The following is a 10,634-nucleotide window of genomic DNA, read 5'->3' on the forward strand; positions in this document are numbered from 1 at the left end:
GGCCCGCGTTGCCGGCACCCGCTGTCTCGATGGGCCCCTCCGGGCAGGCGATGTCACTCGGAAGCCGCTGCGGAACCAACCGCGGACAACGGCCCTGGAGCCATGACACGGGGCGCTGCGACGCCGCCGAGACCGGACGGCACGGGGCCTGCTCCTGGCGGGCTGCGTCCAACTGGAAGGCGGGCCGGGGAGGCCACGGGGCGGTGGGAAAGTGCCGGGCGCCTGGTGGTGCGTGATCCTGAAGGGGTGGGTGGTGTCCCAGCCGGTCGGATCCCGGCGGCCTACGCAGCCTCGGGCCGCCGGGCGATACGCGTGACCCTGGTCGCCGCGGCCGGGTTCTACCTCTTCCGCTACGGCCTGGACAGCCCCGTCGCGGCCACCTACGCCCTGTTCGCCACCGTGGCCCTGGGCGGACTCTCCAAGATCCCCGGCACCGGGCGGCAGCGAGCCGCGGTGGTACTGCGGCTGCTGCCGGTGTGCTTGCTGCTGGTGGTCATCGGCACCTATCTGTCCGTGCGCACCTGGAGCGCCGTCGTCGGCATGCTCGTGGTCGGCTTCGCGCTGGCCTTTGCCGCCGTGGGCGGACCACGTCCGGCGGGGGCGTCGCCCGGTCTGCAACTCCTCTACATTCTGCCCTCCTTCCCGCCCTACGATCCCGGCTCGCTCGGCGAGCGGCTGATCGGGACGACGACCGGGCTGGCCCTGTTCATCGCCGCAGAGGCACTGATCCTTCCCGGGCGTGCCCCGCCGTCGTACCGGGAGCGGGCCGCCCGCTCCGCGGAGACCGCCGTGCGCTGCGCGACACTCCTTGCCGCCCCTCCGTACGCCCTGACCGAAGCGGACGTCCAGGCGACCCGTGACGCCGGCTGGGCACTGCGGTCCCTGACCGTGCCGGAGGCGGAACGACCGGCGGGACCGGGGGTCCGCGACCGCGCCCTCACCCACGCCGGCCTGGCCATCCGCACTTTGCTCAGCCGGCTGGCGCAGCTCCCCGCCGCGCCGGGCGGCACTCCGGGGCCCGACGTGACCGCCGTACTGCATGCGGTGGCGGGACTGTCCGCGGCGACCGCGACCTGCCTGCAGGCGGGGCCGTCGCCGGCGACACCGTACGAGGAGCTGGTCGGAGCCCGCGCACATCTGTCGGCCGCGTCCGCGAGCCCCGCCCCCAGCGGGGCTGCCGCTTGCGACCTCGCCGCCGGGACCACGTCGGCGCCGGACTTCCCGCCTGCCGTACTGCGCCTGCACGCCGCCGTACTGGAGGTCGCCGACGCGGCGCTGGCCATGGCCTCGGCGGCCGATCTGGCGGTACGAGGACGGCAGGCCTCGGTGGAGGTGCCGACGGATCGCTTCTGGTACGCCACGAGCTGGGCCCCGCGTCTGTGGTGGCACCGGGTGCGCGGCCACGCCGAGCGCCGGTCGGTGTTCTTCCAGAACGCGGTACGCATCGCCCTGGCCCTGACGGCGGCCCGTCTCGTGGCCGGGGTGGACACGCTGCCGCACGGGTTCTGGGCCACGCTGGCGACCCTCACGCTCACCCGGACCACCATGGACGAGACCTGGAGCACCATCCGCCGGGCCCTCGCGGGCACGCTGGCCGGGGCCCTGCTGACCGCCGGAGTACTGGCCCTGGTGGGGACCGACACCGAGGTGTACGCCGCCGTACTGCCGGTGTGGATGCTCTTCGCGTTCACGGTGGGGCCGGTCAGAGGCGTCGGCTGGGCACAGGGACTGTTCACCGTGCTCGTGGCCCTGGTCTTCGCCCAGCTGGCACCCCCGACGTGGCGGCTGGCCGAGGTCCGGCTGCTGGACGTCGTGGTCGGCAGCGCGATCGGCGGGGTCTTCGGCCTGCTGGCCTGGCCCCGCGGGGCCCACGACGAGCTGCGCCACGCGGTGGGCGAGCTCCTGCGCCGGGCAGCCGAGATCGTCGTGGCGACCAGTGCCTCGGCGTCCGGGGGCGGGGGCGCCTGCGCCCCGTCCGGGGCGTCCGGCCACCGGTCGCTGCAGCATGCCGTCATCCTCGCGGAGTCCGCGTACGCGCAGTTCCAGAGCGAGCCGACGCCCTTCGGAGGCAGGCGGCGCGGGGTGGCCCTGCCGGCCGTGGACTGGCAGGCGACGCTGATGGCCGGTCACCACACCCTGTGGGGCTCGGAGCGGCTGCTGCAGCCGCCGCTCGACGGGCTGGGCCCAGCGGCGGCCGAGTCGGTCAGCGGGCTGGGGGACCGGGTGGCCGGGCGGATGCTGCTGGTCTCGGCGGCACTGGATCCCGGGGGTGACACTCCGACCGCGCCGGTGCCGCTCATCGAGCCGGTCGCGGGGTTCGCGGCGGAGCCGTCCGGCGCACCGAGGCTGTACTACGCGACCGTGTCGTGGCTGGGCTCCCTCATGACCGATCTGGGACGCATCGCACGCGGTGGGCCCGGACCCGAGCATGACGGGAAGCCCCCAGCGCACTGAGGCGGGCGCTGACCGGAGCAGGCGGCTGATCACGCCCGAACACCCCCTCATCCGGCGATGTGAACCAGATCACAGTCATGGATGGTCACAGATGGTCGTCGGCGGGTGTCCCCATGGGCAGCCGACGAGAGGAGCCGGATGTGAGGCCGAGGTCCTCGTGCGCGCTCGTAGGGGAGGCATGCCGTGCCTGAGGACCCCTTCGTCCAGCACCGTCCGCTGTTGTTCACGATCGCCTACGAGATGCTGGGCAGCGCCGCGGACGCCGAAGACGTACTGCAGGAGAGCTACCTGCGATGGATCCAGGTCGACCCCGCCACCATCGAGCATCCGCGCCCCTACCTGGTGCGCCTGGTGACCCGGCAGGGGCTCTACCACCTGGGCGCGGCCGGGGCGCGGCGCGAGGACCACGCAGGCCCGGACCTGCCTGAGGCGGTCCGCACCGCACCCGGGGTGAGCCAGGACGCGGAGTTGGCCGGATCGGTGTCGACGGCCATGCTGCTCGTCCTGGACACCCTGGGTCCCACCGAGCGTGCGGTGTTCCTCCTGCACGCTGTGTTCGGCTACACCCACGGCGAGATCGCCGCCGCGACCGGCAGGACGGAGGCGGGTGTCCAGCAGATCGCACACCGCGCCCGCCGGCATCTGCACGCGCGGCGCCGCCCCTTCGAGCCCGACTCCTACGCCACGCGCGAGATCATCCAGCGGTTCCTGTTCGCGGCGGCAAGCGGTGACATCCAGACGCTGATGGACCTGCTGGCGCCCGAAGTCGTGCAGATCTCCGAAGGCGGTGGGAAAGCCGCCGCTGCCCACCACCCGATCACCGGTCGCGCCGACGTCGCCCGTTTCGCTCTCGGTGTGGCAGGCACCGGCGCAGCCCGCGCCCCCATCGAGTACGCCACCTACAACGGCATGCCCGCCGCACGCTTCCTGATCGGCGGCGGACGCGACTTGCTGCTCGCCTTCGAGATCCACGACGGACGGATCACCGGCCTCTACGCGATCCGCAACCCCGACAGGCTCCGCAGCGACGGCACGGTGCGCCGACTCGACCGGCCGCCACCCCTCTGACTCGGCCAGGCCCCCATGGCACCGGCGCGCGATGCGGTCACCCTCCCGTCAGGCCCGCCGCCCCAGGCCATCACCACGCCCGGCCCGAGTGCGGCGAGCCGGGACGAGGCCGGACAGGCCGGTGCGGTGTCGCTCGATGGCCACCGCCCCCTACCGACCGACCAGCGGCAGTACCGGAAGGGAATAGTCCTGCCAGATGAGGCGAGAGGTCTCCTCCGGATAGGCGGTGACGGCCGATCGCGTGTCGAAGACCTGCGTGCGGCGCTGCTCGATGTCGTACGGGGCCCAGCCGGGGTCGCCGTGACGGGCGAAGGCCGTCCACGCCGTGCGCATGCGCGCGGACAGGTCCTCCGCAGCGGGGGAGGGGCCTTCGCCGATCAGCGCGGCGGGCTGCCCGCTGCTCAGGTTGCCGAACACGAGGGGTACGTCGAGGCCGTGGCAGGCGCCGAGGACACCTCCCATTCCGGGGGCCGCCCAGGTCAGTTCGTACATGTGGGCACGTCCGCCGCCGGTGGTCTGCGCTTCGGCGAGACGGAGGCTCGGCATGCGGAACAGCCAGTCCGAGTGGACGAGTTCGTACAGCTCGTCCGGACCGGCGGCGGGAAACCCGTCACGGTACCGGCGTGCGCCCTCCGGGCCGGGGGCGAAGACCCGCAGAGCGGTCGCCGCTTGTTCCTGCGTCACCTGGCCGAGCACGCCGTCCAGCGCCGTGAGCAACCGCTGCTCGTCGCGGGTGTGTCCGACAATGATCTCGACGTCCCGGCCGGCGCCCTCGGCCAGGGCCTGCCAGGGAGTGACGGGCAGAATGTCACCGTCGACGACAGGCGAGAACGGGATCGACCTGTGTGCGACTGTACCCCAGCGCTCCGCGAACGAGGCGGACTTGGCGGTGACCGCGTCACCGGCCGAGGGCAGCCGGACCGGGGCCACGGTGGAGAAGTCGGCCGCTGTGGGCCGCAGGCCCAGCTCGGCGGCGCAGGCGGCGGCGATGTCGCCGGCGAGGGCCGGTGAGAAAAACGTCCCCGGTACGCTCTGCGCGACGGCCCGGCGGAAGAGCCCCGCTGCCCGTGGCATCGCCAGCAGCGCGGCCACCGACCCCGCGCCCGCCGACTGGCCGAAGACGGTGACCCGGTCGGGGTCGCCCCCGAAAGCCCGGATGTTGTCGCGCACCCACTCCAGCGCGGCCACCTGATCGAGCAGGCCCCGGTTGGCGGGCGCCCCGTCGATGTACGCGAAGCCTTCTATGCCCACGCGGTAGTTGAGCGTCACCACGACCAGACCGCCCTCCCGCGCGAGGCGGGCGCCGTCGTACTCGGGAAGGCTGGACATGCCGATGCTGTACGCGCCGCCGGGGATCCACACCATCACAGGGAGCCCTGCTCCCTGGTACGGCTCGGGCGTCCAGACATTGACCGTCAGCCAGTCGTCGCCCGCCGCGGCCCGGGATATCGCGTCCATGCCGAAGTGGCCGGCCTGCGGAGGTGGCGGGCCGTACGACACGGCCGCGCGTACGCCGTCCCAGCCCCTGACCGCCTGCGGTGCGGCGAAGCGGAGCGGGCCCACCGGAGGCTCGGCGAACGGGATCCCCCGGAAGACCGCCAGGCCCTCGTCCACGCTGCCGCGCAGCGCCCCTCCTGCGGTGCGGACCTCGGGCTCGGAGCCGTTCGGCTCGGACGTGGCAGTCGTCATCGCAGACCCTTCCCAGGCAGGGAGAACGCGTTCGTGGAGGTCGTCGGCGGAGCGGCAACTCCCGCCCGCTGCACGCAGGCGCACAGCAGCGCGCGGCCGGACCTTCTGTCCGGGCGACGGCCGCACACCGACACGGGGATCATTCCGCCGACTCAGGTCGCGGGCCAGTGATTTATGGAGCGGCGCCGTTGACTTCCACGACTCCTTGTTGGTTGAGTGGCTCATCCACTGAGCCACTGGAGGACGGCGTGGAGGCCCTGCCCCGCGAAACCATCGTCGATGTCCTGGAGAGCCGACTGCGTGAGGACATCCTCACCGGCCGCCACCCGGCGGGCAGTTATCTGCCGCCCGAGCGCACACTCGCCGACGGATACGGCGTCACCCGTACCACCCTCAAGCACGCTTTCGGGCGTCTGCTGCAGGCCGGCCTGCTGGAGACCCGGCACGGCGTCGGTACGCGCGTGCGGGACTACCTTCGCCTGGGTGGCGCCGACCTGCTGCCCATGCTCGTACGCCACAGCCCCGACTGGATCGGTGAGGTCTTCGAAGTGCGGCGCAGCATCGGAGCGTTGATCGCCGAGCGGGCCGCGGCCCGGGCCACCGGCCGCCAACTGGCCGAGCTGCGGGCGCTGTTGAGGGCCGTGGGAGAGGCGGCGGACGCCGATGCCGTACAGCTCGCGGACATCGAGGTCCACCGGGCCCTGGCCCGCGCCACCGGCAACCGTGTCTACGTCCTGCTGACCAACACCCTCTTCAACGCCTACCTGCCGGTGCGGAGCGCGCTGAGGGGACCGTTCCTGGACGCCCAGGTGGCCCGCGGGCGTCTGGAGCCGGTGGTCGACGCGGTGGAGGCCGGCGACGAGACCGGCGCACGGCGGGCAGCCGAGCAGTATCTGACGGCGACCGAGCGGATCATGCTGGAGGGCCTCGCATGAGCGGGTCGACGACCTCCCGCGCGGCCACGAGCAGTGCCTCACCCGTCCGCGGCACGGTCTTTCGCGAAACCATGCTCGGTTCGCTACGGCTCCATGACGAGGACCGCACACGCCGGGTCCGCCTGGATCTGACGGTCTCGGCCCGGCGGTTCCTGCGGCTGCTCGGCACGACCGAGGCTCGTGCCACCGGCCGGATACGGATCGCAGGCTGGGCCGACGCCCCGGACGCCGAGGGCGAGTTGGAGATCTCACCGCTCGCGCGACGCAGGATCCGCTACCGCATCACGTTCACCGCCGAAGGCCGCCGGCTGACCCTGGACGGCTGGAAATCCGTCACCGGGCGCAGCCCCGTCGCGTCGATGACCGTACTCCCGTACACCCTCTACGAGGACGGCGACCGGATCGGCACAGGCACCCTGCGTTTCCCTCTCGGTACACAGCTCCTCCCCTTCCTGGCGAGCTTCCGGTTCCCGCGGCGGGAGGATCCGGGCACCTATCTCGCGCCCCGGTGGCGTGGCGAGCCGGGCCGCACCGAGGTCTGGTACACCACCATCACCGACCCGGACAGCGGCAGCGGACTGTGGCTCCACCACGAACTCACCGCGCCGGCCGACGGATCCGAGCCGTACGCGCACGGCTGGGCCGCGGTCTTCCCCAAGGACGGACCCGTGCGACACGCCCGTTTCGGCCCCGTCGAGTGGACGCCCCAGGAGTCCGGCTTCAGCGCCGACGAGGTCGCAGTCCGCCCCGGCCGCCTGTCCGGGACGGCGGAGGGCGACGCCCTGCGCTGGGACCTGACCGAACGACCCGCGGACGAGCCGCTGTTCACCTTCCCCCGCTGGTCCTGGCGTCGGCCCCTGCTGCCAGCCGCCCAGATGCTGCCCGCGGCTCGCGCCTCCTACGACGGCACCTTCACCCACGACGACACCACGCTGAGGCTCACCGCGGCCCCGGGCGCGTCGGCGCGGATCTACGGCCACGGCAACGCCCGCCGCTGGGCCTGGCTGCACGCCGACCTCGGCGGCGGAGACGTCCTGGAGATCGTCGCCGCCGTCTCCATGCGCCCCGGCCTGCGCAGACTTCCGCCCCTGGTCTTCCTGCGGCTGCGCCGGCCGGGCAGTACCTGGCCACGCCGCCCCGAACGGCCGGCCGCCGGCTGGGCGGGAGCGGGGCGTTTTCGCGCCGACATCACCCTGCCTGTCTGGACGGTCACCGGCCGATCCGGCCTGCGCCGGATCCGGGTCGAGGTCACCCAGCCACCGGACCGTACCCTCGCCCTCGACTACACCGACCCCGACGGCAGCCACGCCACCTGCCGCAACAGCGAACGCGCCGACGCGTACGTCCTGTTGGAGCGGTGGTGGTTCGGCGGCTGGCGCACCGAAGCCGAGTGGACACTGGAGGGCACCGCGCACGCGGAGGTGGGCACACGATGAGCCTCACCGGACTCGTGGCCGCCCTCATCGCGGACGACGGCACCGCCGACTGGCCCCGACGCGTCCCCGCCCGACTGGAGGCGGTCCTCACCGCCATGCCGCTCCCCGCCCGGGCCGGCCTGCGGGCAGCGGCACACGGCGTGGACGCCTACGCCGTGGCCCGCACCGGACGCACCCTGCGCGCACTCACCCCGCCCGAGCGAGAGGCCGTACTCGACGGTCTCGCCGCACGCCCCGCACTCCTGCCGCTCCTGGACGTGCTCAAGGTGCCCGTCCTCCTGGCCGCCGGAACGGAACGGATGCTCCAGGACGGTCCGGCGCCGCACGGCCTCGCGCCCCAGGACCCACCGCTCGACGTGACGCCCGCACCCGCCTGGCCCGCCCGCTCCACCGCCGACGCCGTGGTCATCGGCTCGGGCGCCGGCGGGGCCGTCGCCGCGCGGACCCTGGCCCGAGCCGGCCTCGACGTCGTCGTCCTCGAAGAGGGACGGCACCACGACACAGCCTCGTTCGGCCGGCGCGCTCCCCTGGACCGGTTCACCGACCTGTACCGGGACGGCGGAGCGACCACAGCCCTCGGCACCCCACCCCTACTCCTGCCCACCGGCAGTGCTGTCGGCGGCACCACCGTCGTCAACTCGGGTACGTGCTACCGCACTCCGGATCACGTCCTGGACCGCTGGAGCAAGGACTTCGGATGCGCTTTCGCCGACGGTTTCGACCAGCAACTGGACGAGGCCGAGCGCACCCTGCGGGTGGCCACCCAACCCCTCGACGTCCTCGGCGCCAACGGCCGCACCGCGCTCGCCGGTGCCCGCGAACTCGGCTGGCAGGCCGGGCCTCTGCGCCGTAACGCGCCCGGCTGCCGCGGCTCCTGCCAGTGCGTGGTGGGCTGTCCCACCGGCGCCAAACAGAGCGTGCAGCTCTCCGTGCTGCCCGACGCCTGCGCCGCCGGTGCCCGCATCGTCACCGAGGCACGGGTGGAGCGCATCCTGGTCGACACGGACCGGCCCGCAGGCCCGCGCGCGTCCGGAGTACGCGTCCTGCGACAGAACGGCGCGTTCGAGATCCTCGCACCCCTGGTCGTCGTCGCGGCGGGCGCGCTGCAGTCACCACCGCTGCTGCGCCGCTCCGGGCTCGGCCGGCATCCTCGGCTCGGGCACAATCTCAGCGTCCACCCGGCCACGAGCGTCGCCGGGCGCTTCGCCGAACCGGTCACCGCGTGGGAAGGCGTGCTGCAGAGCGTCGGAGTGGAGGAGCATCACTCCCAGGGCATCCTCATCGAGGCCACCGCCACCCCACCCGGCATGGGCTCCTTCATCCTCCCCGGACTGGGCGGCGAACTGCGCCGCGAACTGGAGAGCGCCGACCGGCTCGCCACCCTGGGCGCGATGATCGCCGACCGTCCCTCCGGCCGTGTCCTCGGCCGCGAGCGCACGCTGATCCGCTACGACCTGGACCGCCGTGACGCAGGCCGTCTCCTGCGCGCTGTCCGAGCGATGGGCGAGCTGCTGTTCGCAGCGGGCGCAGAGGAAGTCCTCACGGGCATCCCCCACAACCCCCGCGTACGCAGCCTCGCAGAACTCGACACGGTCCTCTCCACCACGGGCGCGCGCCAGCTTCACCTGTCGGCCTACCACCCCACCGGCACGATCGCCGCGGGCGCCGACCCGCAGCGCTTCCCGGCCGACCCCTGGGGCCAGCTCCGCGGAGTACACGGAGTCCTGGTCACAGACGCCTCGGTACTCCCCAGCTGCCCCCAGGTGAATCCCCAACTGAGCATCATGGCGGCGGCCCTGGCGATCACCGAGGAGTCCGCCAGGACCTGAGGACGAGGCGGTCTCGGCGCTGTCGGCGGGCAACCGCGCACCGCGGTGCGGCCGCACAGCTCGTAGGCGGCCGGCTCGTCGCGCGCCACAGCAGCGGGCCAACCGCCGAACTGTCGTGCACCGCCGGACTGCAGGTTCTAACCGTCTCCGCGTGCCATCACCCGGCGGGCCGCCTCGGCCTCCGCCGCCGGCGGGGACAACTCGTCAAGGGTGTCGAGCTCGTCGTCCGATTCCAGTTCCCGCTCCCAGTCCGCCGCGAGACGTTCCTGTTCCTCGCGCGGCTTGGCGCCGACGGCCTCCCGGTGGTCCGGGTCCAGGGCCGCCAGGAATCGCCCGACAGAGTCCGTCGGCATACCGTGCTCCTTGTCGCCTGGAAGGTGCCGTTCCCGGCCCAGCATGGCCAACCGGGCTCGCCCCGGCCGCCCGACACGGCCTGAGACCACTCTGATGGCCCCGCGGTCCTGCCTGATGCCCTGTCGTCGGGGCCCGGCCGCGCGCGAGGAATCCGGCCGTGCCGCGGTCGGGCAGCCGGGAGCCGGTCCGGCGATCAGCCGACCTGGGCGGCGATGGTTCGCGCACACTCCAGCGACTCGGTATGCGTGGTGTCCACCTCCAGGTCGTAGAACACCCCCTCGTGAACCACGTCCGCCTGCAACGTGGCCATGCCCTGGACCCGGTCTCCTCGTGCAACCTCACGGCCCGCGGCAACCGCACCCTCACACCTGACGCCGACCCACAACACGGGCAGTCCGCCCAGAGCCTTCTGCCACCGCTGCTGGGACGCCGCTCCGCCGAGGAAGACGTCATCGATGATGATCCTGGCGCCTGCGCGGGCCATCGTCACGATGCCCTCCGTCCAGGCCGCCTCCAGTGCCCGGAAGTCCGCCCCGACGCTCACCCCGCCGTCGGCCGCGAACTCGATCCCCCCGTCCGACCCCTGCATCTTCGCGGGCAGGGCGTCGACGAACGAGTCGCACCCGAACGCCAGCCACGGATCAGGCAGTACGGCCTGCAGACACCGGACGATCCCGGACTTCCCCGAGCTGGAACCACCGTTGAGAATGATCATCTGAGTCGTCACCGCGCCACAGTAAGACGCTTCGCACACGGCACGAAACGAATATCGGGCACCGTATCCATCAGCCACGTCACGATCAGACGGCGCAGCCACAGGACGCGCAGCGGCCCACGCAGGGTACGCATCTGCCCGGCCACGAACGCGG

Annotated in this window: 8 protein-coding genes; 5 read left to right on the top strand and 3 right to left on the bottom strand. The window is 73.0% G+C overall.

Features of this window, described 5'->3' with window-relative positions:
- Positions 1 to 246: 246 nt before the first annotated feature.
- Positions 247 to 2,454 carry an FUSC family protein gene (locus tag ABZ471_RS38565; protein ID WP_359073301.1) on the top strand — a complete coding sequence of 736 codons (2,208 nt, stop codon included), beginning with the start codon at positions 247 to 249 and terminating at the stop codon, positions 2,452 to 2,454.
- A gap of 183 nt (positions 2,455 to 2,637) precedes the next feature.
- Positions 2,638 to 3,522, top strand: a complete 885-nt coding sequence (locus tag ABZ471_RS38570; RefSeq protein WP_359073302.1) for a sigma-70 family RNA polymerase sigma factor — start codon at positions 2,638 to 2,640, stop codon at positions 3,520 to 3,522.
- Positions 3,523 to 3,672: 150 nt separating this feature from the next.
- Here ABZ471_RS38570 and ABZ471_RS38575 read toward each other — a convergent pair whose 3' ends face one another.
- Complete coding sequence (locus ABZ471_RS38575; RefSeq protein ID WP_359073304.1) at positions 3,673 to 5,211, bottom strand: carboxylesterase family protein; 1,539 nt, start codon at positions 5,209 to 5,211, stop codon at positions 3,673 to 3,675.
- Positions 5,212 to 5,459: 248 nt separating this feature from the next.
- Here ABZ471_RS38575 and ABZ471_RS38580 point away from each other — a divergent pair, with 248 nt between their 5' ends.
- Genes ABZ471_RS38580 through ABZ471_RS38590 form a run of 3 tightly spaced genes read left to right on the top strand, consistent with a single transcriptional unit; the run spans position 5,460 to position 9,411 of the window.
- Complete coding sequence (locus tag ABZ471_RS38580; protein ID WP_359073306.1) at positions 5,460 to 6,146, top strand: FCD domain-containing protein; 687 nt, start codon at positions 5,460 to 5,462, stop codon at positions 6,144 to 6,146.
- Entirely contained in the window at positions 6,143 to 7,582 is a 1,440-nt protein-coding gene (locus ABZ471_RS38585) for a hypothetical protein (protein WP_359073308.1), read from the top strand. The genes ABZ471_RS38580 and ABZ471_RS38585 overlap by 4 nt, the downstream gene beginning before the upstream one ends.
- A complete protein-coding gene (locus ABZ471_RS38590) occupies positions 7,579 to 9,411 on the top strand; it encodes a GMC family oxidoreductase (RefSeq protein WP_359073310.1) in 1,833 nt (610 codons plus the stop codon). Before ABZ471_RS38585 ends, ABZ471_RS38590 begins: the two co-directional genes overlap by 4 nt.
- 137 nt (positions 9,412 to 9,548) lie before the next feature.
- Here ABZ471_RS38590 and ABZ471_RS38595 read toward each other — a convergent pair whose 3' ends face one another.
- Both ABZ471_RS38595 and cpt read right to left on the bottom strand, forming a co-directional pair.
- The gene (locus tag ABZ471_RS38595) at positions 9,549 to 9,764 is read right to left on the bottom strand and encodes a hypothetical protein (RefSeq protein WP_359073311.1); all 216 of its coding nucleotides are present in this window, start codon (positions 9,762 to 9,764) and stop codon (positions 9,549 to 9,551) included.
- A 194-nt stretch (positions 9,765 to 9,958) separates the two neighbouring features.
- Positions 9,959 to 10,492 carry a chloramphenicol phosphotransferase CPT gene (gene cpt, locus ABZ471_RS38600; protein WP_359073312.1) on the bottom strand — a complete coding sequence of 178 codons (534 nt, stop codon included), beginning with the start codon at positions 10,490 to 10,492 and terminating at the stop codon, positions 9,959 to 9,961.
- Positions 10,493 to 10,634 lie beyond the last annotated feature (142 nt).

Source organism: Streptomyces sp. NPDC005728, from assembly GCF_040630895.1.
Lineage (GTDB): Bacteria > Actinomycetota > Actinomycetes > Streptomycetales > Streptomycetaceae > Streptomyces.